The sequence below is a fragment of the Undibacter mobilis genome (assembly GCF_003367195.1).
Classification (GTDB): domain Bacteria; phylum Pseudomonadota; class Alphaproteobacteria; order Rhizobiales; family Xanthobacteraceae; genus Pseudolabrys; species Pseudolabrys mobilis.
Window position 1 is genome coordinate 1,909,393 of record NZ_QRGO01000001.1, and the last position, 26,121, is coordinate 1,935,513.

Below are 26,121 nucleotides of genomic sequence, written 5' to 3' on the forward strand. Positions count from 1 at the left end.
GCCAGCCAGATTGACAGTCTCGTTTGCAGATTGTATGACGCGATTATCGGCCGACATACTTATGGTCAGCCTGTCCGTTGCGGGGAATCCGCAGCCAAAAAATGCGATTGGGGAGTGCAGCAGATGCCTGAGGAATTCAGAACGACCCGCCGCGCCTTCGTGGGCGCCTTGGCCGCAACAACCGCTCTGGTGAGCTCGCCGTTCGTCCGGACAGCGGCTGCCAACGAAACCTTCAAGATCGGCATTCTTACCGATCTGACCGGTTCTTTCTCGGATCTGGGTGGTCCCGGCACCGGCGTTGCCGCTGAAATCGCGATGCAGGAAATTGGCGGCCAGGTTCTCGGCCGCAAGGTCGAGCTTCTGATCGCCGATCACCAGCACAAAGCGAATGTCGGTCTGGCTCTGGCGCGCGAATGGATCGAGCGGCGCGATCTGAAGGCATTCGTCGACGTGATGAATTCCGGCATTGCCATCGGCGTGAACAAGCTCGTGGGCGACTATAAGCGCCTTGCCTTCTATTCGGCCGCCGCCACGGACAAGATCTCCGAAGATGCCTGCAACGAGTACGGCATTCACTGGAACACCGACACTTACGCGCAGACGAACGCTGTTGCCGCGAGCATGATCGGCCAGGGCCTCGATTCCTGGTTCTTCATCGTCGCTGACTACGAATTCGGCCACGCGATGCAGGCGTCGATGGACCAGGCTGTGAAAAAGGCCGGCGGCAAAGTTGTTGGCGCCGTTCGCCATCCGCTGCAGACGCTCGACTTCTCGTCCTACGTCCTGCAGGCGCAAGCCTCCGGCGCCAAGGTGATCGCCATCGCTTCCGGCGGCAATGACACCGTCAATACAATCAAGCAGGCGCAGGAATTCGGCGTCACGCGCCGTGGTCAGAAGGTTGTGGCTCTTCTGCCCTACCTTTCCGATATTCATGCCGTCGGCCTTAAGACGATGCAGGGCCTGCGGTTCATCGACGCCTGGTACTGGGGCATGGACGACAAGTCCAAGGAGTTCGCCGATCGCTTCTACGCGCGCTTCAAGAAGCGTCCGACCGCGGTTCAGGCGAGCGTCTATTCGTCGACGCTGCAGTATCTCAAAGCTGTCGAGAAGCTCGGCACTGACGATCCGGGCAAGATCCGCCAATACTTCCTGAACACCACGCTTAACGACGCCTTCCTTCGCAACGGCAGGCTGCTTCCGAACGGCCGCATGACTCACGACGTCTATCTGGTCGAGGTGAAGACACCAGAAGAGTCGAAGGGGGAGTGGGATTACGAGAAGGTGATTGCAACCGTCCCGGCGGACAAGGCTTTCCGCCCGCTCTCGGAAAGCGCCTGCAAGCTTCGTGCGTAGCACCTAAGGCAGTCATCAAATAATGAATCGCGAAAGCGACATCATCCTCGCGACGAAGGCGCTGAGCAAATCGTTCGGCGGCTTCGTCGCGGTCAACAGTGTCAGCATCAATGTGCGGCGTGGTTCGATCCACGCCATCATTGGACCGAACGGCGCCGGCAAGACAACGCTGTTCAATCTGCTGACAAAAGTTCATCAGCCGACGAGCGGAACGATCGAGTTCAACGGTCGCGATATCACGCCGTTGTCCTCGCCCGAGATCGCGCGGCTCGGTCTGGTGCGATCCTTCCAGATTTCCGCCATTTTCCCGGCTTTAACCGTTCTGCAGAACGTCCGTATCGCCATCCAGAATCGGGGAGGGCGCTCGTTCGATTTCTGGCGATCCAAGACGTCCTTGAACCGTTTGAACGACGAGGCGGAAAAGTACATTGCCTCCGTTGGCTTGGAGGATGTCCTTCATGCAACGGCGGCCGATCTGCCGTACGGGCGGCGCCGCGCGCTCGAAATTGCTACGACGATTGCGCGTGAACCCGAGCTCCTCCTGCTCGATGAGCCGACGGCCGGCATGGGCAGCGAAGATGTCGATCGTACCACCGATCTCATCAAGAAATGCGCCGCCGACCGCACCGTAATCATGGTCGAGCACAATCTTGGTGTGGTTGCGCGCCTTGCCGACACAATCACCGTTCAGGTGCGCGGTCAGGTCGTTGCCGAAGGATCTTACGACGTCGTCTCGAACAGTCCGATTGTTAAGCAGGCTTACCTGGGGACCGATAGTGAATAACACAGGCTCCGGAACGAAACTCATCGACGTTTCCGGGCTGCAGGCCTGGTACGGCGATTCCCACGTTCTTCATGGTGTCAATCTGAACGTCTCGAAGGGCGAACTCGTCACTATTCTCGGCCGCAATGGCGCCGGCAAGACCACAACGCTTCGTTCGCTGATCGGCCTGATGTCGAAGAAGCGCGGCTCGATCAAGATTCGGGGTGAGGAAGCGATCGGCTATTCGCCGACCGCGATCGCACGGCTCGGGCTCGCTTACTGTCCTGAGGAGCGCGGTATATACAAGTCGCTCAGCGTAGAAGAGAACCTCTATCTGCCGCCGAAGCTGCGCGACGGAGGGTTCTCGGCCGAAGAGATCTTCGATCTATTCCCGAATATTCGCGAGCGGCTGGCCAGCCGTGGCACCAATCTTTCCGGCGGCGAACAGCAGATGTTGGCCATCGCGCGCATCCTTCGCACCGGTGCCGAAGTTCTTTTGCTCGACGAGCCGACCGAAGGACTTGCTCCGGTCATTGTCAAACAGATCGAACGTGCCATTGCGTTGTTGAAGCAGCGCGGCTTTACGATCGTTCTGGTGGAACAGAATCATCGCTTTGCGCAACGCGTGGCTGACCGCCATTACGTGATGGAATCAGGTGTCGTGGTCGACGAGTTCGATAGCGAGCGCATCAAGCGCGACTGGGACCAGGTCACCCGGTATTTGAGCGTTTAGGTCGGAGGTCGATCGTGGATCATTTCTCTATGGTGGCGTTATCCGGCCAGCTTATCCTTGGCCTGATCAATGGCTCGTTCTATGCGCTGCTGAGCCTCGGGCTTGCCATCATCTTCGGCCTGCTGCGGGTAGCCAACTTCGCCCACGGCGCTCAGTTCATGCTCGGCGCGTTCACCGCGCTGCTGCTGCTGCGCTACCTGAATCTCGGTTACTGGCCGTCGCTTGTCTTGTCGCCGCTGATCGTGGCCGGGATTGCTATCGTCTTTGAGCGCCTGATGCTGAGCCGTCTTTATCATCTGCACCACCTCTACGGCATGCTGCTGACCTTCGGCTTCGCTCTCCTGGCGCAGGGCCTCCTTCTCGATCGTTACGGCTCGTCGGGCGCGCCTTATCCGCCGCCGGAGTTGCTCAGTGGCGGCATCGATGTGGGATTCATGTACATCCCGATCTACCGGCTCTGGGTGATCGTTGCCGCCATCGTCGCCTGCGCGGCAACGTGGCTGGTGATTGAGAAAACCAAACTCGGATCTTATCTGCGCGCTGCGACGGAGAACCCCGATCTGCTTAAGACGTTCGGCGTGCGTGTTCCGTTGTTGCTGACGGCGACTTACGGCGCGGGTGCCGGTCTGGCCGCGTTTGCCGGCGTCATGGCGGCACCGATCTATCAGGTCAGCCCGATGATGGGCGCGGACATTATCATCGTGGTGTTCGCCGTTATCGTTGTCGGTGGCATGGGTTCGCTCTCCGGTGCCATTTTCACCGGGTTCGGCCTCGGCGTGCTCGAAGGCCTGACCAAGGTCTTCTACCCGCAGGGTGCGAACAGCGTGATCTTCGCGGTAATGGCCCTGGTTCTGCTCTTCCGGCCGGCAGGCCTCTTCGGCAAGGACGCCTAGCGATGAACAAGCAAGCCGAAACGATGCAAACGGCCGCCACGATGCCACGACGTCTCAATCTCGAAATCGTCGGCATTGTCCTTGTTGCAGTCTTTTTCCTGCTCACTCCGATCTACGTGTACCCGGTCTTCCTGATGAAGGCGATGTGCTACGCCATTCTCGGCATGAGCGTGAATTTGCTGCTGGGTTATGCGGGTATGTTGTCCTTCGGGCATGCCGCTTTCTTTGCCATATCCGCGTACATTTTCGGTTACGTGGCCAAGGAGTTCCATTTCGGGGTCCTGCCGTCGCTTTTCATCGGGGTGGCCGCGGGCACGACGCTCGGCGTCGTCTTTGCCGCGATCGCGGTGCGCCGCATCGAGTTCTATTTCGCGATGACCACGCTGGCGCTCGCGCAGCTTGTCTATTTCTTCTGCGTCCAGGCGCCGTTTACCGGCGGCGACGACGGACTGCAGGGCATCCCGCGCGGCGAAATCTTCGGCTTCAGTCTGCGCGACAATACCAACCTTTATGTCTTCGTTCTCGCGATCTTCATGCTGTGCCTGCTTTTCACCTATCGGGTCGTGAACTCTCCGTTCGGCGAAATTCTGATGGCGATCCGGGAGAACTCCGATCGGGTCCGTTCGCTGGGTGAAAACCCGATGTCGTACAAGTTCATCGCTTTCGTGCTGTCGGCATTTCTCGCCTCCATCGGCGGTGCGTTGAAGGCGCTGGTGTTCCAGATCGCCGCGCTACCCGACGCCCACTGGCTGATGTCGGGCGACGGCGTGCTGATGGCACTGGTCGGTGGCATCGGCACTCTGATCGGGCCGATCGTCGGTGCACTGTTCATCGTGGCTGCGCAGGATGGCCTCGCCCAGATTGGCATTTCGGTCGTCGTGCTGCAGGGCGTCCTGTTCATCGCCACCGTGCTGATGTTCCGAAAGGGCATCATCGGCGAACTGGCTCGTTTCAAGAAATGGTTCGAGTGAAGCGGCGCGCGGCTCGGCACTGGGGCCGCGGCGTCGCAAGGTACGCGTAGCTGAAGCATGGATCTCCAACTCGCTGGTCGCAAAGTTCTGATCACCGGCGCCACCAAGGGCATTGGTGAGGCGTTGGCTGTTGCCTTCGCGGCGGAAGGGGCGTTGCTGCATCTGGTTGCCCGGTCCGCGGATTTGCTGGACGCATTGGCTGACAAGCTGCGCTCGCACCATCGTGTCGAAATCACGGTCCAGGCCGCCGATCTCGGCGATCCGGCTGTGCCACCGAGAATCGCCAAAGCAGCGGGCGAGATTGATATCCTGATCAACAATGCCGGCGCCGTGCCTGGCGGCACCCTCTGGCAGGTGGATGATGCCCGATGGCGCGAAGCCTGGGGCCTCAAGGTGTTCGGTTATGTGGCGCTGGCGCGCGCGGTCTACCCGTTGATGAAGCAACGGGGCGGCGGGGTGATCATCAACAACATCGGCGCCGCCGGCGAAATCTTTGACGCCAAATACATCTGCGGGTCGTCAGCCAATGCCAGTCTCATGGCTTTCACCCGGGCTCTTGGCGGGCGCAGTCTGGATGACGGCATTCGCGTCGTCGGCGTGAATCCAGGGCCCGTGGACTCGCCGCGCTTCAGGAAACTGCAGGCGGATCGTGGCGACAGCGGCGCGCCCAGCCATTTGCCGCAAGGCCGACCAGCCAGCATTGCCGAAATCGTCAACGCCATTCTGTTCTTGGCATCGCCGCTGTCCGGCTACACCTCGGGCACGGTTCTGACCATTGACGGCGGCTTGTCGTCCCGAGACTCGCTTTGATCCCGGCTGCATGCCGATCCAAGTCCATTCCGAATTGAAGGGTGATCGCGATGACCGCTGACTACGAACGTCTTCAGATGTTGATCGATGGTGAGTGGACCTCGGGTTCGGCGAATGCCGCGATCGCCGTCGAGAATCCGGCAACGGAGGAGAAGCTCGGCGATCTGCCGCTGGCCTCCATCGCCGATCTCGACCGCGCGCTCGAGGCAAGCGCGAAAGGATTTGAAGTCTGGAAAAAGACGCCGGCCTTCGAACGTCAGGTGGTGATGGAACGCGCGGCGCGTCTGCTCGAGTCGCGCCGCGAGCAAATCGCGCGGACCTGTACACTCGAAATAGGCAAGCCGATGCGTGAGTCGCTGCAGGAAATTGATTTTGTTGTCGGCATCCTTCGTTGGTACGCCGAAGAGGGCAAGCGGGGGTACGGGCGGATTGTGCCGTCGCGCACGCCCAACACCAGAACCTCGGTCATGAAAGAGCCGGTCGGCCCCGTCCTGGCTTTCGCGGCGTGGAACTTCCCCGGCGTCAATGTGATCCGCAAGGTCGCCGGTGCCCTGGGCGCAGGGTGCTCGATCATCGTCAAACCGAGCGAGGAAACCCCGGGCACGGCGATCGCCATCGCGCGCTGCTTCCAAGAGGCCGGGTTGCCGGCTGGTGTGCTCAATGTCGTGTTCGGCGACCCGGCCAAGGTGTCGAGCCATCTTATGGCGTCGAAAATCCCCAAGAAGGTGACCTTCACCGGCAGCGTGCCGGTCGGTATCATTCTCCAGAAGCAAGCCGCCGACACCTTGAAGCGCTGCACCATGGAGCTGGGTGGCCACGCCCCGTTCATTGTATTCGACGACGCCGACGTGGAAGCCGCCGCCCAACTCGGGGTCGCCTTCAAGTACCGCAACTCCGGGCAGGTCTGCACTTCGGCGAGCCGTTTCTTCGTGCATTCGCGCGTTCACGACCAGTTTGTCGATGCCTTCAAGAAGAACATCGACAAGATCGTCGTCGGCGACGGCCTGGCGGCGGACACCACAATGGGCCCGCTCGCGGCCAAACGGCGCATCGACGTGATGGAGCGCATGGTATCGGACGCAACGCAGCGCGGCGCCTCCGTCGTGGCCGGCGGCAGCCGCGTCGGCAATCGCGGCTGGTTCTATGCCCCGACCTTGCTGGACGGTGTGTCGGACGAGGCGACCATTATGCGCGAGGAACAGTTCGGTCCGGTGGCGCCGGTCGCGACCTTCGACGACCTCGATGAGGTGGTGGCGCGTGCCAACAGCGTCGACGTCGGCCTCGCGGCTTATGTGTTCACCAAGAACGGCGGCCGCGCCGAGCAGATGTCGCAACGGCTGGAGACCGGGCTCGTCGGCATCAACGGCATGATGGTGTCGCTGCCGGAGACGCCCTTCGGCGGCGTCAACCACAGCGGTTACGGCTCGGAAGGCGGCATCGAAGGTCTCGAAGCCTTCATGCGTACCAAGCTCGTTGCTGAAACCCGCTCGCTGTAGAGGCGGACATGCCACGCGCCCGCACGCAGGACGGCTACGAGCTGCACTTCGAGATCGCCGGCGCCGGCCGGCCGATCGTCTTCGTGCATGAGTTCGCCGGCGATCATACGAGCTGGGAGGCGCAGCTTCGTCACTTCGGCAAGACCCATCGGTGCATCAGCTTTGCCGCGCGGGGGTTTGCGCCGTCCGATGTACCGACAGATCCAGCGGCCTACGAGCAGGGCCGCGCCGTTGATGACATTGCCGCCGTGCTCGATGCCGCCGGCATCGACAAGGCGCACATTGTCGGCTTGTCGATGGGCGCCATCGCAACGCTGCATTTCGGCGTCCGTTACACCGATCGCGCGCTGTCGCTGTGCCTTGGCGGTTGCGGCTATGGCGCCGACCTCGACCGGCTCGACGCCTTCCGGCAACGCAGCGAGCAGACCGGCCGCGCCATCGAGACCATGGGCATGCCGGCCTTCGGGCGGCTCTATGCGACGGGCCTTGGCCGCGTGCAATTCGCGAACAAGGACCCGCGCGGCTACGAAGAGTTCCTGACGAAACTCGGCGGCCACGACGCCACCGGCTCGGCGATGACGCAGCGTCATCTGCAAGGACGCCGGCCATCGATCTACACGCTGGAGCCGGCGCTAAAGACGCTCGAGGTGCCGACGCTGATCATGGTCGGCGATGAGGACTTTCCCTGCATTCAGCCCGGTATATTCCTCAAGCGCACGATCCGCAGTGCTGCCTTGTCGGTCATTCCGAATGCCGGTCACTCCATCAACCTCGAGGAGCCGGACGAATACAACCGCATCCTCGAACGGTTTCTCTGCCAGGTCGATGCGGGACGCTGGCCGCTGCGCGACCCGCGCGTTGAAGCTCTGCCTGACTTCGGACTGCACCAGAGCTGAGTGCAAAGGAGACGACGCCGTGACCGACCCTGGAGCACCGGAGAGCAAGATCGTCGCCCTCGATTGCTTTCCAATCAAACTGCCGCTGAAGAAGCCGATGAAGCTTGCCGGCAGCTTGGTGCACGACGCGAGTATCCTTTATCTTCGGCTGCGGTCGGCGAGCGGTGTCGAAGGCTGGGGTGAGGCTATCGCGGACCCCGGCAATGCCGGCGAGACCGTCCGCGGTATGCAGGCCATGATCGAGGCGCGTCTGAAGCCGCTGGTGATCGGCCAGTCGGCGTTCGACCGTATTTCCATCGTCAGAGCGATGGCCGCGTCGGTGTTCGCCAATGGTGGCGCGATCGGCGCTATCGATATGGCGCTCCTTGACCTGGTTGGAAAGCTCAAAGGCATTGCCGCGGTCGACGTGCTGGGCGGCGCATACCGGACATCGGTGAAAACCTTGTCCATTGTCGGCGGATACGATCAGGCTTCCGTTTTGAAAGACGTGGCCGAACTGCTCGACGCCGGTGTCGACTGTTTCAAATTGAAGGTCGGCTCAGGTCTGGTGCGCGACGATGTCGCCATGGTGAAGGCCGTTCGGGGCGCCATTGGCGACGACCGCTTCCTCTGCGTCGATGCCAATATGGCCTGGGATATTCCCGCTGCTCTGCAGTTTGCTTGTGGCGCAGCGGATTATGGCCTTGCCTATCTGGAGCAGCCGATCGCTGCGGACAACTACCGCATGGCGCTCTTGGCGGCTCAGACGCCCGTACCGATCTCGGCAGATGAGTCGATTCACGGCCTCAACGACGTTACGGCCCTGCGCGATCTGAAGGCCGTAGCCGGCATGAGCCTGAAATCGATCAAGCTCGGTGGGCCAACCGAGCTCACGCGTGTAGCAACGATCTGCGACGGTTTCGGCCTGTCGGTCGGGGTCGCTATGATGATGGAAACGTCGCTGTCGACAGCGGCGATGATCCATACATCGTGTGCGTTACCGCAGATCGACTGGCTGCTCAATGTCGGCGTTGCGTTTCTCGCTGAGGACCCGATCGGCCCCGGGGGACCGTCGATGCTTGGCACGGTAACCTGTCCGCAAGGGCCGGGCCTTGGCATCACCGTGGACGAGGGCGAGCTTCAACGCTTCATGTTACGATGAGCACATCGTGCGCTCAATTCTAGATTTGCGTCAGACATTCGCCGAGGGATTTTATCAGTAGATCAACTGCCTCCCTGGTAAACGGTAGCGGCGGTCGGATTTTAAGCGTGCTGCCGTAGGGGCCCATCGTGCTGATGAGAATACGCTTGTCCCGAAGCGCGTTGACGCAGGCGAGGGCGGCGGCGGCATTCGGCTGGCGGGTGCTTTGGTCTTTGACGAATTCGACGCCGGCAAAAAGCCCGGCACCGCGAACATCGCCTATCTGCGGATAAGGGCGGGCAAGGTCTGCCAGTGCCGTTCGAAGATAATTGCCAACGGCGACCGAATTCGCCATCAATTGCTCGCTCTCAATAACCTCAAGAACAGCAAGAGCCGCCGCACAGCAGACCGGGTTGCCGGCAAACGTGTTGAAGTAGCGGTTGCTCTTGCCGAATTTGTCGAACAAGTGAGACTTTCCGACCACGCCGCCAATGGGCATGCCGTTGCCCATGGCTTTGCCCATGACGACCAGATCCGGAACGATACCGTGGCGTGCAAAGCCCCACATATGGCTGCCGGTGCGGCCAAAGCCGCCCTGAACTTCATCCGCAATCAGCAGGCCGCCCGCGGCGCGGACGACATCGGTCACGTCTCGCAAAAAGCCGGCCGGTTCGACGCACAGGCCATCGCTACTGAAGACGGTGTCGAGCACCAGTCCGGCAAACCCTGCTCCATCCTTTTTCAACGAATCGATCGCCCGCGCGACCTCCTCGGCAAGCTGGGCACCGACATTGCCATCCGGCGAGCGATAAAAATCAGGCGCGCCTACGGTGCGAATCCTTGGCGATGTGGCTCCGCGTGAAGGAGATACCTCTGCGGCGGCGGCCGTCGTGCCATGATAGGCATGGCGCGTGACTATGATGCCTTCGGCTTGAGTAAAATCCCGAGCGACGCGTAGTGCCAAATCTGTGGCTTCGCTGCCCGAGCAGGTAAACATGACGTTGTCCAGGTCGGGCGGGAATGTTGCGAGAAGGGTCTCGGCATAGTCGATGACGACGTCGAAGAGGTATCGCGTATGCGTGTTCAGCTTCGCCGCTTGCTTGGCGATGGCCTCCACAACGCGTGGATGACAATGGCCGACCGAAGGAACGTTGTTATAGGCGTCGAGATACCGTTCGCCGTCCTTTCCATATAACCATATGCCCTCGGCACGTTCGGCATAAACCGGCCGCTCGTAAAAGAGCCTGTAGCCGGCGCCTAGAGCACGTTGACGGCGCGCTATCAGTGCCTTGGTCGGGGCATCAAGCTCGTTCGCGTTGCCTGGATTGAAAGAGTTAAGAAGCGGTTTCTGTGTCATGGCACCCGGGGCCTCTCGCACGCATGGAGAAATATCGACGTCGCCGTTGTGCGCGGCATACCGAGCAGAAGGTGAAGCCGCTGCCGGTTCGATTCGGTATTGCGCAGGATGTGGGTTCGGTTGTCGGGGAAGCGCCTGGCGCGCCACTCCGTAATAATCACGCTCATGGCCAGCCGAACGGCAATTAAGTCCGGCAGCATACCGAGTTCCTCCGGGGACAGCGGCGTGATCGTATGATACCCGCCAACGAAATCGGCGGCGGGCGCCAGAAGATCGGGCGTGTCGCCCAGTTGATTGGCAGCGCCTATCGCGACATCGTTGATCAGCGCTGTGTGGACCATATCGCCAAAGTCGAGGATTGCGACAATCCGGCTATGGTCTTCGGCGTCGACGATGACATTATTGCGATTGAGGTCGTTGTGGACAATTTGCGCGCGAAGGTTTGGCAGTCGAGGGGCCAGACGCTGGTCAAAGACATCGAGCGTTTTCACGATTATTTCCTGGTCCGCCTGTTCGCCAAGCGACGGCGACATCAGCTCCCGCAGCCTGCCGGCATTCTTGATGTCCCAGGCAATGAGATGACGGGCCCCCGGATGATCGTAGTCTTGCAATGACACGGCCAGTTCGGCGGCGACGCGGCCGAGATTGTGTCGCTGCTGTGCGGTGCGGTTGGAGAACCGCAAGACTTCGCCAGGCACATATGTGAGCAGGCGGGCGATCGCGGAACCGGAAGGTGTTAGGCGCAGCTCCGGCTCGAAATTACCGTCGACGGTCGGCAAGACGCGCGGCACGGGGATCGCAGGGGTCTTCAATTCGAGGTGCCGCAGGGCGCTAGTCTGAAAGTTGACGAAAACTCGGTCTTCCTTCGGATTGGTGACCTTCAGTACGTATCGATCGCCGGCTTCGGTCTGAATCACAAAGTTGCAGTCACGTTCCGCCGTCAGCCGCGTTGCAGATCCGATAATTCCATAGCGCGCGGCCACGAACGCTTCCGCCGTCGACGGGTCGATCGATAAAATGTCCGCAACGAGGCTCTGGCCCAGTATCTCGCCTGCCATCATCGAAGTGCTGCCCATGACCGCGGTATATGGCGGGTCATTACGTGCTGCGCATCGGCGACAGAAGTGGCGCCGAGTTGAGCGAGGGTGGCGCGTGTTTCCTCCTGGAGTATGCGTATGGCATGAGCAGGTCCTTCGGCTCCAAGTGCCGAAAGGCTCCACAGAAACGCTTTGCCAGCGAACGTGGCATTCGCACCAAGAGCCAGAGCGCGGACGATGTCCGAACCGCTGCGGATGCCGGAATCCAGAAAGACGGTCGTCCGCCCTGCTACGGCTTTAACGATGTCCGGCAGACAATCGATACTGGCAGGCAGGGCGTCGACCTGTCGCCCGCCATGATTGGAGACGATAATGCCGTCTGCACCGAGGGCGACCGCCTTCTCGGCGTCCTGCGGGTGGAGAATGCCCTTGATGACGAGCGGCCGTTTCCAAAAATCCCGATAGCGCGCAACTTCCTCCCATGAAAAGGCTCCGCCAATCTCCCGTTGCGTGAATGCAATCACATCGTTGATGCTCGCGCTCGGCGGCATGTATTTTTTCAGATTTGCGAAGCGGGGAATCCCATTGGCCAGCAGCGCTGCGAACCAAGCAGGTGACGTGGCGATATCCCACATCATTCGTGCGTTCGGGCTGAACCTGCTGCCCCCCAATCCGGCTAGCGTTGCCCGCGGGCGCGTCGTGTAAACGGGAACGTCCATGGTCAACACAAGGGCACGTACGCCGCAAGCATCGGCACGGCGCATGAGATCAAAGGCAATCTTGTGGTCGCTCAGCGAGCATCGCAGCATCTGGAACCAGAGCACATCGGGCGCCAGCGCCGCCATCTCTTCAACCGTTGCACCGCCAATCATGCCGAGCGTGTAGGGAACCCGTGCCGCCTGCGCCGCCTGGGCAAGAAACCTGTCGGCTCCCGGCAACACAATGCCTGGCGTACCCATCGGCGATATTGCAATCGGCGCGGCGTAACGCTGGTCGAAAAGAGAAATCTCTGTCGACCCTGCTTCAGCGAGGGCGCCGTAGCGCGGAAGTAACTCGATAGCATCGAGTGCAGTGCGATTGCGCGTCGTTCCCGCATCGCAACCAGCTCCGCCGTCCGCGTATTCAAACGCGAAATGCGGCGCGTGGGTGCGCGCGTAATCGCGCATGGTGTCCACTGTTGGAAAACGCATCCGAAGCTCGTCGTAGCTTGCGGTTTTCGCTGTTCCCATGCCGCACCTTTTCGATCGGGATACGCCCAGGATAAAGATCGGCGCATGTGATCGCTATAGACGATAGGTAATATATATTGCATTCATAAATAAGGCAGTTATATTTGGTTATTATAGCAGCTTCGGACGGAAGTTAGTTTACGGTCTCTGGCAAATTTCTGTGCAGAAGGGGGCACGCAAATGCGGTGTATTCGGACGTCCACGATCATTGCGCTCATCTTTGCGGCGGCCGTTTGCCTAATCGGTGAGCCTTACGCTGCAGCGCACGCTCAAGAATCCACCTTGCAGACGGTTATCAAGCGCGGTCGCGTGCTGGTTGGGGTGCGCGATACGTCACCGGGCTTTTCGTTCAGGGACGACAAGAACGAACTGGTTGGCTTTGAAATCGACCTCGCACGCGAACTGGCGCGCGGGCTTTTCAACGATCCGAACAAGATTGAATTCGTGCTGCTGACCGGCGGCGCCGATCGGGCGCCGGCCATCGTCAGCGGGCGTGTCGATGCTGTCATTTCGACGATGAGCGTTTTCCTCGAACGGGCTCAGGTTGTCGGATTTTCGATCCCCTACAGCATCTCGAAGAGCGTCTTTATCGTTCGGAGCGACTCGCCTTTCCGCAACAATTCGGATCTGGACGGCAAGAAGATCACCGGGCGTCAGGGCGCCGATCTCGAGAAAATCGTCCTGACCGCTATCAAGAATCCTGTTTTCCAGATGTATCCGAGCAATTCGGATGCATTTTTGGCCATGCGTCAAAAGCGAGCGGACGCCTTCTTCTTCGAGGGCGGTGCGGCGCTCTACTTGGCGCGCGAGTTCGGCGATGCCGTACGGGAGGTCTCCGACGGCGGCAAGCCGATTGCACCGAGCTATCTCTCCGTTGCGACGCGCCAGAACGATCAGGTGTGGATCAATTACATCAACACGGCACTTACTGACTTGAAGTTGTCGGGAAAGCTTACCGCGATCCACGAGAAGTGGTTCGGTACCACCAGCCTGATGCCGTCCTGGTCACGTCAGCCGATGTAGAAGCCCTGGGCTGTCCAAATGCCATTAGCGGGGCGGGGTTATGTATTACATCGATTGGCGGGTCGTTTGGGACAATCTGCCTCGCTTGGCGGATGGAATCGTCACCGCGCTTGAACTCGTCGTCGTTGCCGGCTTTATCGCATTCTTCGTTGGAATACTCGGAGCCCTGGCGCGCCGCTCCAAGTTTCGTTCGGTGCGCGTTGCAGCGATTGTCTACCTTGAGGCGGTCAGGAACAGCCCTGTTCTGGTGAAGATGTACTTCATCTACTTCGGGCTGCCGACGTTCGATATTTCACTTAGCCCCTTTGTGTCGGGGGCGGTGGCTCTTGGTTTGCATCACGGGGCCTATCTCATGGAGATATTCAGGGCCGCTTTCGATGGTGTGCCTCGCGGGCAGTTCGATGGCGCGGCAAGTCTGGGGCTCCCGCGATGGCTGACCTTCTGGAAAATCGAACTTCCCCAGGCTTTGCGGGCGGCGTTACCGCCGGTCGGCAATGTGGGTTCCGAACTTATCAAGGACACATCCCTGACGAGTTCGATTTCGCTCGCCGAAGCCTATTTCGTGTTTGTCTCGATTATCGCCCTGACAATGCGAACCGTTGAGATTTTCGTCGTCGCGGCCGGCTTCTATCTGGCGGTAACGTGGATTTTCTCCTTGGGGGTGTCGGCTTTGGAACGCCGCCTTAACAGGCCCTACGGTCCGCGGCGCACCGCCAAGGCGGTCAGCTTATGAATATGGGGCTGCTCGCCATGGTGTGGCTCCTGCTGAAAGGCTTCATGGTGAGTCTGCAGCTGGCCGCCGGCGTTCTCATCCTCGGCACGGTGTTTGGCTTCCTTCTGGGCATAGCCGGCGCACGGGGCTCACGCGTTACCCGGTCAATCATTCATGGTCTCGTCGTTATCGTGCGAGGCGTTCCTTTGCTCATCCAGGTTTTTGCCGTCTTCTATTTCCTGCCGCTGGTCGGCCCGACGCTGTCGCCGTTCCTCACCGCAACCGTTGCGCTCTCGCTCTTTGCCGCGGTTACAATCGGCGAGATCGTGCGCGGGAGTATCGTGACGGTTCCGGCGGGCCAATGGGAGGCGGCGCGTGCTTTGGGGCTCGGGCGGCTGCATACACTCGTCCTTGTCGTTCTGCCTGAGGCGTTGCCGACCATCATTCCGTCGCTCGTTGGCCAGTTCGTCTGGCTGATCAAGGGCACGTCGATCATCTCGCTGCTGGGCGTTCCGGAACTGATGTACGCCGGCCATCAGATCATCGAGCGGACACTTCGCGGTTTTGAGGTAATGGCGCTCATCTGGATCATATATACGGCGGTCTGTTATCCGTTATCGGTGCTCGGCCGTTATCTCGAAGCGCGCCTGAAGTTTCCCGATCAGGGCTCGGCATTGGCCGCGCCCAAGATGGCCTTGGCGGGTGATCGGGTATGATTTCCGCCCTCGCCAGGCCTGATACGGCACCGCTTTCGATCGGCATTATTGGTGCGGGTATCGTCGGTGTGAGCTGTGGTTTGCATCTGCAGCGCGCGGGGCATCAGGTCGAGGTGATCGACTGGCAGGGAGCAGGCGAGGGCGCGTCGAGCGGCAACGCCGGGATCATCGCCGTTTCCGAACTGATCCCCTTCAGCACATTTGCCACTTTGCGCAAAGTTCCAGCGATGTTGCGCGATCCGAACGGGCCGCTGCGTTTGAGACGGGACTATCTGTTTCCGATCCTGCCATGGCTGGTTCGCTTTACGTTGGCGTGCCGCCCCGCCAAGCAGAAAACGATCGTTAACGCGCTCTTTGAGTTGCTGTCGCGAAGTTGGGATGCCTGGGCTTCATTCACGACTGATCCCGCAGTCGCGGCTTTGATCCAACGCTCGGGTTGGCTTCAGGTCTTCGAAGATTCCGAGAGCGTCCGCAAAAAGGCGGCAACGGTCGCCCTGCAGAGGGCCAGAGGCATTGCCGTTCAGGAAGTCTCGTCAAACGAGATTCGGGATCTGGAGCCGGCGCTGGCGCCGGTTTTCGGGGCCGGCTTGTACTATCCCGATAACGGCTTCGTATCGAGTCCGCTCAAAATGTTGCGCGCACTCTCGGAGATGCTGTTTCGCAATGGTGCGACGTATCACCGCGAACGCGCGGTGGCGATAGCGACGTTGCCCGGTGGTGAGATCGAAGTTCGCACAACTGGCGAAACCCGTTGCTACGATCGGGTTATCCTCGCCGCAGGCGCCCATTCGCGGTCCTTGTTGCGAACGTTGAAACTGGACGTGCCGCTCGACACCGAGCGCGGCTATCACCTGATGCTGCCGCGGCCGGCACATTCTCTGAGACGTTCGGTGTCTTTTTCGGACTACGGCTTTTCACTTGGCCCGATCGACGATGCCATACGGCTGACCTCCGGCGTGGAGTTCGCCGGTCTTGAAGCGGCGCCCGATTGGTCTCCGATCAGTCATATAGTGACGCATGCGCAACGCTTTTTGCCGGGACTGAGCTCCGACATTTCGGACCAGTGGCTTGGCTTCCGGCCGTCGCTCCCGGACTCGCTTCCCGTCATCGGTTCGCCGCGGGAGCATCCCGGCGTAATCCTCGCATTTGGACACGGTCATTTAGGCCTGACGACAGGCCCGCTCACCGGGAGTCTCGTCGCGGCAACCATAGCACGCGCGCCGTTACCCTTCGATATCGAACCGCTCAGTCCAAGCAGATGGGGTATCTGATGACCCATGCGAATGTGAAGAAGTTCGTCGATCACCCGACTGCGTGGCACGCTTTTCGCTTTGACAAACTCATTCCAAACCTTGGTTGGGACCAGAGTTCACGCAGCAAGTTCTTCCAAAGTTCAATCTTGTAGTCTGTCATGGAGGGTTCAATGACCTGGAATTGCAACAATATATCTCGGCGTTACTTCATGGGTGGCGTCGCCTCATTGGTGACGGTTGGAGCAACCGGAACGGCACGTGCCGCTGCTTCGCAATTCAAGACGATTACGCCCGGTGTGCTGACCGTGGCGGCCTTCGGCGAAATGCCCGCGTCGGGCATCGAGGACGGCAAGCTCGTCGGTCTTGACGGCGACATGATCATGGCCATTGCCCCAAAGCTCGGCCTTACGGTGAAGCCGCTCGTCATGGACAACGCGGCCACGATCGAATCCGTCGTCTCCGGCCGCGCCGATATCATGATCGGCAATATGCGGTGGACCTCGAGGCGTGCAGCGGTCATGGCGCTTAGCGACGCCGCATATTACGTGACCTATGGTTCCGTAACCCGGAAGGACAGCAAGCTTCCCAATGTTGTGGCGATTTCCGATCTGAAAGGACAGCGTCTGGCCACGCTGACCGGGGCGGCGTCGTCTACCGACCTCAAGAAGGTGCCGGACAGCGGTGGTGTCCGTTTCTATGACAACAGCGATGCGGTGATCCGTGACATCATTGCGGGCCGCGTGGACTTCGCCAGCCTTGACCCGACGATGATTGCCTATTTGGGTAGCAAAAATCCGGGTCTCAATCTCAAGCACATCACCTACAAGCCGGACCCCGAATATCCAACCTTGACTGGCAGCAGCCAGGCCGTGTTCGGCATGCCACTGGCCAACCCGGACCTCGTCGATGCTGTCAACGCCGGTCTGGCCTGGCTCAAGCGCAACAAGCAGGACCGGGCGATCTTCGCCAAATATGGCCTGACAGACGAGCTCTACTTTACGCCGCTCGCGGAAAATCCCCGCATCGGCGTGGACCGTGACACCAGCGGAAATGTCACCGGGCCCGCTGCTCACAAGCCCAAGGATTTCAGCGCGTTGTTCTCCTGACGCGGATGAGTGAGAGCGACGTGACAGAAATCGATGCCGCGCGGGTCCCGTTGGTCCGCATTATGGAACTGACGAAGCACTTCGGCGACAGGCTGATCCTCGACAGGGTCAGCCTGGACGTCGAGGCTAAACAGCGTCTTGTTCTGATCGGCCCGAGCGGATCGGGAAAGACGACATTGCTTCGCTGCATCAATCATCTCGAGAAGCCCACATCGGGACATGTGTTCATCGACGGACGTCTCTGCTGGCGGAAAGCGCCGGGCGAGCCTCATATAGATCTTCCGGACGCTGAGATCGCACGTCAGAGGCGCGAGATAGGTATGGTGTTTCAGCGCTTCAATCTATTCCCTCATATGACTGCGTTGCAAAACGTGATGTGCGGACCGCTCAAGGTTTTGAAACGCCCGCGCAATGAAGCGCACGATTTGGCAATGGCGCTCCTTGAAAAGGTAGGTATGGCGGAGCACCGTGATGCCTATCCGGAGCGACTTTCCGGTGGCCAGCAACAACGTGTTGCGATCAGCCGCGCGCTGGCGATGCAGCCCAAGCTGATGCTGTTTGATGAAGCAACGTCCGCGCTCGATCCGGAACTCGTGGGTGAAGTCCTCGGCGTCATGCGGAAGTTGGCCGAAGACGGCATGACCATGATCATCGTCACCCATGAAATGCACTTCGCTGCCAGCATTGCCGACCGGGTTATCGTCATGGATGCCGGGCGGATCATCGATGAAGGTTCGCCGATTGAAATTCTAAAATCCCCAAAACACCCGAGAACAGCGGCCTTCCTTTCTCGTATGCTGAATGAGAATACATCGCCAATCCAGACGAGTGCCTAGCCATGGGCCTTGGCTTCGGAGTCTTCTTTCAGCAGCTGCCAGGATTTATCGACGTGCTGCTGCATGCGGCCGTCATGACGATAGTCGTCACTTTGTGTGCGTCACTGATGGCGACATTCTTCGGCATCGTTTTCCTGTTTCCTCGGCTTTCGGCATCGCGCCCCCTTCGCGCGGTGGCAATTGCCTATGTTGAGTTGGCGCGGGCGGTGCCCATGTTGACGCTGCTCTTTATCATCTATTTCGGGATGCCTCAGGTTGGGCTCCGGCTTGATCCGCTGTCGGCTGCCGTGATTGCGTTCGGCATTCACGGTGGCGGATACCTCGTGGAGATCTTCCGCTCGGCAATCGAGGCCATCAATAAGGGGCAGCTTGAGGCGGGCCTGGCTATTGGCATGACCCGCTTTCAGGCGCTTCGTATCATCGTACTGCCTCAGGCGGCCCGGATCGGCCTGCCGCCGTACTGCAATTATGCGATTCAACTTCTTAAGGACAGCTCGCTCGCGTCCACGATATCCGTTCCTGAACTGATGATGCAGACGCGGCTGATCGCCAACGCAACCTATCTGACCATCGAGCTCTACGTGTTCGTGGCGCTCATCTACCTCGTCATGAGCCTGCCGCTGAGTTATGGCGCGCTGTGGCTGCAGACAAAGCTCAGCGCTCAGCATCGAACGCCATGATTAGCCAGTTTTATTCCTCCATTGCGAAAAGTGTCGTCTGGGAGTGGATGCCGCAGCTCCTCGAAGGTGTTCGTCATACACTGGAGATGGCGTTGCTTTCGTTTGCCCTGTCGGTCATCCTCGGCCTGATTGTCGCGCTGATGCGCATGTCCGAAAAGCGGGTCATTTCGTGGACTGCAATCGTCTTCATCGAAGTGTTTCGCGGAACGCCGCTGCTCGTTCAGCTTTTCATCATTTACTACGCTTTGCCCGCGGTCGGATTGATCTTTAGTCCGTTCGTGGCGGGCGTAATCGGTCTCACGCTGAACAGCGCCGCCTATATTTCGGAGATTTATAGATCGGGCTTCCTGTCGATCGATGCGGGACAAAAGGAGGCGGGAAAGGCCATCGGCATGACCGGTCTCCAGATTCAGCTGCAGGTTCTTATTCCGCAGGCGGTCCTAGTCTCCATCCCTAACCTGGCTGGTTATGGTGTGACCATCCTTAAGTCGACGTCGCTGGCTTCTATTGTGTCGGCGCCGGACCTCATGATGTACGCTCACGACCTCAGCAGCGAGTATTTCATGCCGATGAAGGTCTATTTGATCACGGCGCTGCTTTACATCATCATGGCCTATCCGTTATCCCGGGGTGCGCAGCACCTGGAGAAGGTCATGGGACGCGGCCGCCGCTAGCGCACCGAGCGCTGTCTGCGGAAAATGAATTCTAAGATGAACGATGACTAGAATGCCGTGATACGGGCGTTCGCCTTAACTGCTTGTCGTCAATCAGCGACGGTTGCGCAAACTGGACCTATTACCAGATAGGTTGAGAACCGGCTTTCCACGCGCGCCGACATTAATTTCCAAATTTTATTGATTGGCAGATGCGGCACCAGCCGACCTGCGGGCGTTTCTCGTCGTGGCAGCTGTACCTGTCGTTTTGCCGCTGCGCGGCTTCTTGGCCGAACGGCTTGAGATATCCCGAAGATACGCGAGAGCCTCACCCGAGTTGTCGACGAGCTTCTTTGCCGCGATGTGTGCCCTGACCAGGCCATGCAGGCTCACATTCTGGAACAGCATGTCGTTGACAGTGCGCACATACGGCGTCACGCGCTCAATGTGTTGTTCGCCTTTGCGACTAAGCTGGACCAGAACGCTGCGCTGGTCGTTCAAGTTGCTCTTCTTGAGCACAAGACCTTTTGCCTTGAGCCGGCCCACCTCTGTCGTCACATGGGTGGAGGCGAGCGCGACGTGTTCGGCAAGGTCCTTGATGGTTACGCCCTGTGAACCCTGCTGGGATGCGACGCCCATCAATACGGCAAATTGCGACGACGTCAGGCCCGAGATTTTGGCGAAGGCGCTGCGGCATTTCAGGAGCTGCTCGACGCTCCGAACCCAAGTGTATATGGCCTCCCGAAAGAGCTGATCAGATCCGTCCTTCAGGAAGTCTTCACGTGAGGTCGTAAGGGGCGGTCTGCTGTCCAGCATTCCAACTCTCGATCGCTGTATTGTGCTTTAGGCGGTCCGTGGTCGGCCATTCGGGGCGCAACCGGAGCGATCTGTTATCACCAAGAGGTTGTCGCGGCAAGGGAAAGGGGAAAGCGGCGCCCGGATAAGTATATACATTTTGTACCTAGAAGATCCGGGCGAGATATTGTAGCTTTGGCCGCCGGACGTTTGATCTGTGCAGTCGTCGGTGTTGTCGACGTATGAGGCGGGATTTCTGTTTCGCTCTCCTGCAGCAGAGGACGGAAGGTACGCGATCTGGCAACATTCCCCCGGGGGTAACATGACTGTCGACAAGTATATGTTCGAGCTGTTCCGCAAGGAGCTGCAACTCTGCAAGGTGAAGCCGGGAGAGACGATCGGCATCCTTTCGGAAGACACCATTCGAAGAGACTATGCGGTGGCTTTTGCGGCGGCGGCAGAGGATCTCGGGGCCGATACGCTCCACGTCAATATTCGCAAGCGCCCCGGCAGCTTCTTCGGACCCGGCAACTCCTTGCGCGGGCAGCAGGCCGCCATCGAGGCGCTCAAGAGAACCGACATGGTCATCGACCTGATCGGCCTGCTCTGGTCCAAGGAGCAGGATGCGATCACCGCCGGCGGACCACGCATGCTTTTGGTGCTGGAGCCCATGGAGGTTTTGTCGCGGCTGTTGACGTCGCCGGACTCGCGGCGGCGTGTTGGCGAGGCGCACAAGCTGATCGCCGGTGCGCGCGAGTTGCGCATCACCTCGCCGGGCGGAACAGACGTGACCTATAAGATCGGCAAACTGAAGACCGTGAGCCAATACGGCTATACGGACGAGCCAGGTCGTTGGGATGCATGGGCTGGCGCTTTCGTCTGGACCGGGGGCGACGAAGACGGCGTCGATGGAACGGTTGTCGTCGATGCTGGCGACCTGCTGCTCGATCCGATCCTTCGCTATGTGTCGGAGCCGATCGTGCTCACGATCAAGAAGGGTTACATTACGAAGATCGCCGGCGGCGGCGCCGAAGGCGCGCTGATGCGCGATTTCATGGCGAGCTTCCGCGACCCCAAGGCTTATGCCGTCTCGCATATCGGCTGGGGTCTTGATGAGAATGCGCAATGGACGTTCCTGGCCACCAATCCGGCCGCGCGCGACAGCCTCGGCGTCGATGGCCGCTGTTTCTACGGCAATGTCCTGTTCTCCACTGGTCCGAATACCGAGCTTGGCGGGACCAACGACACCATGTGCCATCTGGACATTCCGTTGAAGAATTGCTCGCTGTTCCTGGACGGTCGCCAAATTCTCAAGGATGGCGAAATTCTTCCCGAGGAGATGCGGGTGCCCGGCCGGTAATCGACCAGTTGCCCCAGTAATCAAGGAGCGTCTTATGCCATTCGTTCAAGTTCAGCATCTGGCCGGGGCCTTCAGCCGCGAGCAGCAAACGGCTCTTATTCGGGACATTACCGAGGCCTTCGTTCGCGTGTCGGGGGAACGTATCCGTCCCAATGTTCTGATCACAGTCAGCGAAATCGAAAGCGGGCTGTGGGCGACTGGCGGCGTGCCTCTCACCATCGAAGAGGTTAAAAAGAGGCAGGCGGAACGTCAGGCTTCGCAAGCCTGACGCCGCACCGCGCGCCGAAGCAGGCGATCGCTCCGGCGGGGCGGACTAATCGCTGTTGACAGGGAAACTTCTGTCAAAGAATATACAAGATGTACTAAAATCCGCCGGCAGCTGGCAGCAGCTTCGGAACGTAGTCTCCGGTTTGCGCTCAACAGGACCCGCTCCCATGTCGCATGATCCCGCTTCTTTTCCGACGCTCGAAGGCTTCGATCCTTTCAGCCAGGAGTTCCTCAGCAATCCGGTTCCGATCATCAAGGACGCGCAGGCAAAGCAGCCGATCTTCTACTATCCTCCGCTGCGGCTTTGGGTGGTCACGAAGTACGACGACATCTGCAAGGCGGCGCGCGACTGGGAGACTTTCTCCTCGAAGGCGACGGCCTTTGTGCCGCCGCCGGCCGATCTGAAGCCCAAGATCCCCGACAACTACATCGCGGACCATTTCATCTCGCTCGATCCACCGGAGCATACGGCAGACCGCACCGCGGTGGCCCGTCAGTTCCTGCCGCGCGAACTGCAAAAGCAGGAAGCCAATATCCGGCAGATCGCCAACATGTTGATCGATCGGTTCATCGCCAAGGGTTCCTGCGACTTCATGCAGGAGTTCTGCTATCCGCTGTCGCTCAACGTCATCATGGGCCTGCTCGGCGTTCCCAAGGAACGGGAGCACGACTACCGGATCTGGACGGAAGACCTCTTTTCGGTGCTGACGCCGAAAACGAAGGACGCCGTTACCAAGCCGATGACCGAAGAAGAAAAGAGGGAGCGCTGGACCCGGCTCGCCGAGAGCCAGGAGTTCTTCGAGAATTTCGTCGCGGATCGCGTTCGGTGTCCCATGGACGATCTCACGAGCCAGATCGTCAAAGTGAAGGATGCATCCGGCAACCAGGCCATGCCCACGCCACGGATCGTGCGCAAGATTCATGAATTGGTCGCCGCTGGTAATGACACGACGGCCAATCTTATGGGCCTGATGCTGATTCACATGGCCGAAAATCCCGCGCAAGACGCCGAGATCCGCGCCAACCCCGCTTTGCTGCCGAACGTGGTGGAGGAAACCCTGCGGTTGCGCGGCACCTCACCGGGCCTGTTCCGGGTCACCACGAAGGACACTGAACTGGGCGGCACGAAGATTCCGGAGGGGGCGCTGGTGTGGCTCCTCTTTATCGGCGGTGGCGTCGACGAGAGCCATTTCCCTCAGTCGGAAAAGTGGGACATCCATCGTCCGAACAGCGACAAGCATCTCGCCTTCGGTCACGGCCGTCATTCATGTCTCGGCAATCCGCTCGCGCGGCTTGAAGCCAAGGTGGCGTTCGAAGAACTCCTCAAGCGCATTCCCGACATTCGCGTTACGCCGGGGCAGCATGTCGAGTATCTGCCGGTGATGACGGTGACGACCATCAATCACCTTCAGGCGGAATGGACCCCGCCGAAAAGCCCTTGATTGCTGATGCGCCGGGCCCAGCCGTTCTTCTCAAGCTGGTCCGTGGATGTGGCCCGGCAAGCTTGATTGAAGGAAGCGATAGTGACGGCCGCGGAAAGCAATGAGCTGGAGCTTGTTCTTGACTCGGTCGTCGGTGAGACCGCCGACGTCCTGGTTCTGGAACTCAAGCGCCCGGACGCAACGGCGTTGCCTGCATGGGCGCCCGGCGCGCATGTCGACCTCGTTTTGCCATCGGGCAAAATCCGGCAATATTCGCTCTGCGGTGACATCGCAGACACCTCGCGCTACCGCGTTGCGGTGCTGCGTGAGACAGCCGGCCGTGGCGGATCGGAAGAGATACATGCCATCGCCAAATCGGGCCTGACCGTGCGCGTGCGCGGCCCGCGCAATCACTTCGCGCTGGTCGAAGCTCCGCGTTACCTGTTCGTTGCCGGCGGCATTGGCGTTACGCCGATCCTGCCGATGATCCGCCAAGCCGAACTTGCGGGGCGGCCCTGGCGCCTGGTCTATGGCGGCCGTACCCGCGCTTCGATGGGTTTCGTCAAGGAAATTGCGGCTCGGACCGGCGGCACCGTTACGTTGTTGCCGCAAGACGAGGTTGGGCTTCCGGATCTTAACGCGCTGCTCTCCGAAGTGGAGCTCGATGCCGCAATCTACGGCTGCGGCCCCGCCGGTATGCTAAAGGCCCTAAAGGATGCCGCCGCGCAGCACGGCCGTGCAAGCGCATTGCATATCGAGAGCTTTTCAGCGTCCGAAGATGCCGTGCCGCCCGCAGGCGGCGCCGGAGATGCGGCCTTCGAAGTCGAGTTGCGCAAATCGGGTGTGGTTCTCCAGGTCCCAGCTGATCGCAGCCTTGGTACAGTCCTTCAGGATGCCGGCATCGAAGTGCCTTTCTCCTGTCAGGAGGGCTACTGCGGAAGTTGCGAGACGCGCGTCCTCGAAGGTGTACCGGATCATCGCGACACGATCCTCACGGAAGAGGAGAGGGCCGTGGGAAACATCATGATGGTTTGCTGCGGTCGCTCACGCACCCCCCGCCTTGTGCTGGATCTATAGGGGAAAGCCAGCACCTCGACGAAATGTCCGCATCTGGACGATTGCAACAAAAAATCAACGAGCGTGTCGTCGGCAAAAGCCGCGAAGAAGGGGGTAAGCCATGAAGCAGTTCCGTCAGTTTTACATCGATGGACAATGGGTCGACCCTCTGGAGGCGACGGCCTTCGACGTCATCAATCCAGCGACTGAGGAGGTATTCGCACAAATCAGCCTCGGCAGCGCAAAGGATGTCGATCGCGCCGTTAAAGCGGCGCGCAAGGCGTTCGATAGCTTTTCCAACTGGACCGTCGGCCAGCGCGTGGCGCTGCTTGAGCGGATTATCGAGGAGTACGAGCGCAGGTTCGACGACGTCGCCTGGGCGATTACAACAGAGATGGGCTCGCCGATCGGCTTCTCCCGCGGCCTTCAAACGCCCGCGACCTTGGGCCATCTGCGTGAAGCGATTGCCGTCCTGAAGAGCTACAAATTCGAATCCATGTTGGGGAAGACGCGTATCCTGCGCGAGCCGATCGGCGTCTGCGGGTTCATCACCCCTTGGAACTGGCCGATCAATCAGATCACGGCGAAACTGGGCAGCGCCATTGCCGCCGGTTGCACCATGGTGGTCAAGCCGAGCGAGTTTGCGCCCGTCAGCCCCATCATTCTTACCGAAATTCTCGACAAGGCCGGCGTCCCGCCCGGGGTCTTCAACCTGGTCAATGGCGATGGACCGACGGTCGGTAGCGCCATCTCGCGTCATCCTGACATCGACATGGTTTCATTCACCGGCTCGACGGCCGCCGGCATTGCCGTTGCGCGCGACGCGGCCGCTACCGTCAAGCGGGTTCATCAGGAACTTGGCGGGAAATCGGCCAACATCCTTCTTCCCGGCAAGCACATCGATATCTCGGCGCCATACGGCATGTTGCGCGCTTTCACCAACAGCGGTCAGTCCTGCATTGCCCCGGCGAGAATGCTGGTGCCGGAGAGCGAGGTGGAGCGTGTCGTCGGCCTCCTTAAAGCGGCTGCCGAGAATCTCGTTGTCGGCGATCCGAGTTCGGAAACCACCACGCACGGACCGTTGGTCAACCGGCGGCAATTCGACCGTGTCCAGGAACTCATCAAATCCGGCGTCGACGAGGGCGCGCGTGTCGTGGTCGGCGGCGAGGGGCGCCCATCCGGCATGAACCGCGGCAATTTCGTCAAGCCGACCGTGTTTGCGGATGTGACGCCGGATATGCGTATCGCCAGGGAAGAGATCTTCGGCCCTGTGCTTGCGGTTATGGCCTACCGCGATGTCGATCATGCGATCGAGATCGCCAACGACTCCATTTACGGCCTCGCGGGCTTCGTATCCGCCGACGATCTCAGCGAAGCGGATCGCGTAGGCCGGCGCATTCGCGCCGGCCGCGTTTATCTCAACGACAAGCCGCAGGATGAGACGCCAAATTACGAGTTCGAGGCTCCGTTCGGCGGCTACAAGCAATCCGGCAATGGTCGCGAAGTGGGGCTTTTCGGCTTCGAGGAGTTTCACGAGGTCAAGGCCGTCATCGCCTGATACAGGCCGGCCGCTATTTATCCGAAC

General features: G+C 60.0%; 26 protein-coding genes. 22 read left to right on the forward strand and 4 right to left on the reverse strand.

The features are described from left to right. The first annotated feature begins 123 nt into the window (after positions 1–123). Genes DXH78_RS08965 through DXH78_RS09005 form a run of 9 tightly spaced genes read left to right on the forward strand, consistent with a single transcriptional unit; the run spans position 124 to position 9,056 of the window. A complete protein-coding gene (locus DXH78_RS08965) occupies positions 124–1,353 on the forward strand; it encodes an ABC transporter substrate-binding protein (protein ID WP_115516706.1) in 1,230 nt (409 codons plus the stop codon). Between the two features lie 22 nt (positions 1,354–1,375). Beyond that, a complete protein-coding gene (locus tag DXH78_RS08970; protein WP_115516707.1) occupies positions 1,376–2,137 on the forward strand; it encodes an ABC transporter ATP-binding protein in 762 nt (253 codons plus the stop codon). Continuing rightward, positions 2,130–2,849, forward strand: a complete 720-nt coding sequence (locus DXH78_RS08975; RefSeq protein ID WP_168192752.1) for an ABC transporter ATP-binding protein — start codon at positions 2,130–2,132, stop codon at positions 2,847–2,849. Before DXH78_RS08970 ends, DXH78_RS08975 begins: the two co-directional genes overlap by 8 nt. Positions 2,850–2,878: 29 nt before the next feature. Beyond that, the gene (locus DXH78_RS08980; RefSeq protein ID WP_115516708.1) at positions 2,879–3,742 is read left to right on the forward strand and encodes a branched-chain amino acid ABC transporter permease; all 864 of its coding nucleotides are present in this window, start codon (positions 2,879–2,881) and stop codon (positions 3,740–3,742) included. Positions 3,743–3,744: 2 nt separating this feature from the next. Continuing rightward, a complete protein-coding gene (locus DXH78_RS08985) occupies positions 3,745–4,713 on the forward strand; it encodes a branched-chain amino acid ABC transporter permease (protein WP_210209528.1) in 969 nt (322 codons plus the stop codon). Between the two features lie 57 nt (positions 4,714–4,770). After that, complete coding sequence (locus DXH78_RS08990; protein WP_115516709.1) at positions 4,771–5,523, forward strand: short-chain dehydrogenase/reductase; 753 nt, start codon at positions 4,771–4,773, stop codon at positions 5,521–5,523. Positions 5,524–5,573: 50 nt separating this feature from the next. Then, positions 5,574–7,019 carry an NAD-dependent succinate-semialdehyde dehydrogenase gene (locus tag DXH78_RS08995; RefSeq protein ID WP_115517820.1) on the forward strand — a complete coding sequence of 482 codons (1,446 nt, stop codon included), beginning with the start codon at positions 5,574–5,576 and terminating at the stop codon, positions 7,017–7,019. An 8-nt stretch (positions 7,020–7,027) separates the two neighbouring features. Beyond that, complete coding sequence (locus tag DXH78_RS09000; RefSeq protein WP_115516710.1) at positions 7,028–7,915, forward strand: alpha/beta fold hydrolase; 888 nt, start codon at positions 7,028–7,030, stop codon at positions 7,913–7,915. Positions 7,916–7,934: 19 nt separating this feature from the next. Then, positions 7,935–9,056, forward strand: a complete 1,122-nt coding sequence (locus tag DXH78_RS09005) for a mandelate racemase/muconate lactonizing enzyme family protein (RefSeq protein ID WP_168192753.1) — start codon at positions 7,935–7,937, stop codon at positions 9,054–9,056. 19 nt (positions 9,057–9,075) lie between these two features. Here DXH78_RS09005 and DXH78_RS09010 read toward each other — a convergent pair whose 3' ends face one another. Genes DXH78_RS09010 through DXH78_RS09020 form a run of 3 tightly spaced genes read right to left on the reverse strand, consistent with a single transcriptional unit; the run spans position 9,076 to position 12,658 of the window. Beyond that, a complete protein-coding gene (locus DXH78_RS09010) occupies positions 9,076–10,392 on the reverse strand; it encodes an aspartate aminotransferase family protein (protein WP_115516712.1) in 1,317 nt (438 codons plus the stop codon). After that, positions 10,389–11,468 carry a phosphotransferase gene (locus tag DXH78_RS09015; RefSeq protein ID WP_115516713.1) on the reverse strand — a complete coding sequence of 360 codons (1,080 nt, stop codon included), beginning with the start codon at positions 11,466–11,468 and terminating at the stop codon, positions 10,389–10,391. The genes DXH78_RS09010 and DXH78_RS09015 overlap by 4 nt, the downstream gene beginning before the upstream one ends. Continuing rightward, positions 11,450–12,658 (reverse strand): alpha-hydroxy acid oxidase, encoded by a 1,209-nt coding sequence (locus DXH78_RS09020; protein WP_115516714.1) that lies wholly within the window; start codon positions 12,656–12,658, stop codon positions 11,450–11,452. Before DXH78_RS09020 ends, DXH78_RS09015 begins: the two co-directional genes overlap by 19 nt. 282 nt (positions 12,659–12,940) lie before the next feature. Between DXH78_RS09020 and DXH78_RS09025 the strand changes: the two genes are divergently transcribed. The 8 genes from DXH78_RS09025 to DXH78_RS09060 all read left to right on the forward strand — a co-directional run bounded on the left by DXH78_RS09025 (position 12,941) and on the right by DXH78_RS09060 (position 19,658). After that, complete coding sequence (locus DXH78_RS09025; protein ID WP_168192755.1) at positions 12,941–13,681, forward strand: transporter substrate-binding domain-containing protein; 741 nt, start codon at positions 12,941–12,943, stop codon at positions 13,679–13,681. A 40-nt stretch (positions 13,682–13,721) separates the two neighbouring features. Next, positions 13,722–14,414 (forward strand): amino acid ABC transporter permease, encoded by a 693-nt coding sequence (locus DXH78_RS09030; protein WP_115516716.1) that lies wholly within the window; start codon positions 13,722–13,724, stop codon positions 14,412–14,414. Beyond that, complete coding sequence (locus DXH78_RS09035) at positions 14,411–15,109, forward strand: amino acid ABC transporter permease (RefSeq protein WP_115516717.1); 699 nt, start codon at positions 14,411–14,413, stop codon at positions 15,107–15,109. The genes DXH78_RS09030 and DXH78_RS09035 overlap by 4 nt, the downstream gene beginning before the upstream one ends. Further along, on the forward strand, positions 15,106–16,380 hold the full coding sequence (locus DXH78_RS09040) for an NAD(P)/FAD-dependent oxidoreductase (RefSeq protein WP_115516718.1): 1,275 nt from the start codon (positions 15,106–15,108) through the stop codon (positions 16,378–16,380). The genes DXH78_RS09035 and DXH78_RS09040 overlap by 4 nt, the downstream gene beginning before the upstream one ends. A gap of 191 nt (positions 16,381–16,571) precedes the next feature. Beyond that, positions 16,572–17,468: a substrate-binding periplasmic protein gene (locus DXH78_RS09045; protein ID WP_168192756.1), complete on the forward strand. Its 897-nt coding sequence runs from the start codon at positions 16,572–16,574 to the stop codon at positions 17,466–17,468. Between the two features lie 20 nt (positions 17,469–17,488). Beyond that, on the forward strand, positions 17,489–18,304 hold the full coding sequence (locus tag DXH78_RS09050) for an amino acid ABC transporter ATP-binding protein (protein WP_430727478.1): 816 nt from the start codon (positions 17,489–17,491) through the stop codon (positions 18,302–18,304). Between the two features lie 2 nt (positions 18,305–18,306). After that, positions 18,307–18,984, forward strand: a complete 678-nt coding sequence (locus DXH78_RS09055) for an amino acid ABC transporter permease (protein ID WP_115516721.1) — start codon at positions 18,307–18,309, stop codon at positions 18,982–18,984. Then, on the forward strand, positions 18,942–19,658 hold the full coding sequence (locus DXH78_RS09060; protein ID WP_147292598.1) for an amino acid ABC transporter permease: 717 nt from the start codon (positions 18,942–18,944) through the stop codon (positions 19,656–19,658). Before DXH78_RS09055 ends, DXH78_RS09060 begins: the two co-directional genes overlap by 43 nt. Positions 19,659–19,835: 177 nt before the next feature. Here DXH78_RS09060 and DXH78_RS09065 read toward each other — a convergent pair whose 3' ends face one another. Further along, a complete protein-coding gene (locus tag DXH78_RS09065; RefSeq protein WP_115516723.1) occupies positions 19,836–20,453 on the reverse strand; it encodes a MarR family winged helix-turn-helix transcriptional regulator in 618 nt (205 codons plus the stop codon). A gap of 301 nt (positions 20,454–20,754) precedes the next feature. Between DXH78_RS09065 and DXH78_RS09070 the strand changes: the two genes are divergently transcribed. The 5 genes from DXH78_RS09070 (at position 20,755) to DXH78_RS09090 (ending at position 26,094) form a co-directional block, all read left to right on the forward strand. Next, positions 20,755–21,792, forward strand: coding sequence for a 2,5-dihydroxypyridine 5,6-dioxygenase NicX family protein (locus DXH78_RS09070; protein WP_115516724.1), 1,038 nt, complete (start codon positions 20,755–20,757; stop codon positions 21,790–21,792). Between the two features lie 34 nt (positions 21,793–21,826). Continuing rightward, the gene (locus tag DXH78_RS09075) at positions 21,827–22,060 is read left to right on the forward strand and encodes a tautomerase family protein (protein WP_115516725.1); all 234 of its coding nucleotides are present in this window, start codon (positions 21,827–21,829) and stop codon (positions 22,058–22,060) included. A 166-nt stretch (positions 22,061–22,226) separates the two neighbouring features. Then, complete coding sequence (locus DXH78_RS09080) at positions 22,227–23,501, forward strand: cytochrome P450 (RefSeq protein WP_115516726.1); 1,275 nt, start codon at positions 22,227–22,229, stop codon at positions 23,499–23,501. Positions 23,502–23,582: 81 nt separating this feature from the next. Further along, positions 23,583–24,557: a PDR/VanB family oxidoreductase gene (locus DXH78_RS09085; protein WP_115517821.1), complete on the forward strand. Its 975-nt coding sequence runs from the start codon at positions 23,583–23,585 to the stop codon at positions 24,555–24,557. Positions 24,558–24,657: 100 nt separating this feature from the next. Beyond that, a complete protein-coding gene (locus DXH78_RS09090; protein WP_115516727.1) occupies positions 24,658–26,094 on the forward strand; it encodes an aldehyde dehydrogenase family protein in 1,437 nt (478 codons plus the stop codon). Positions 26,095–26,121: the final 27 nt, after the last annotated feature.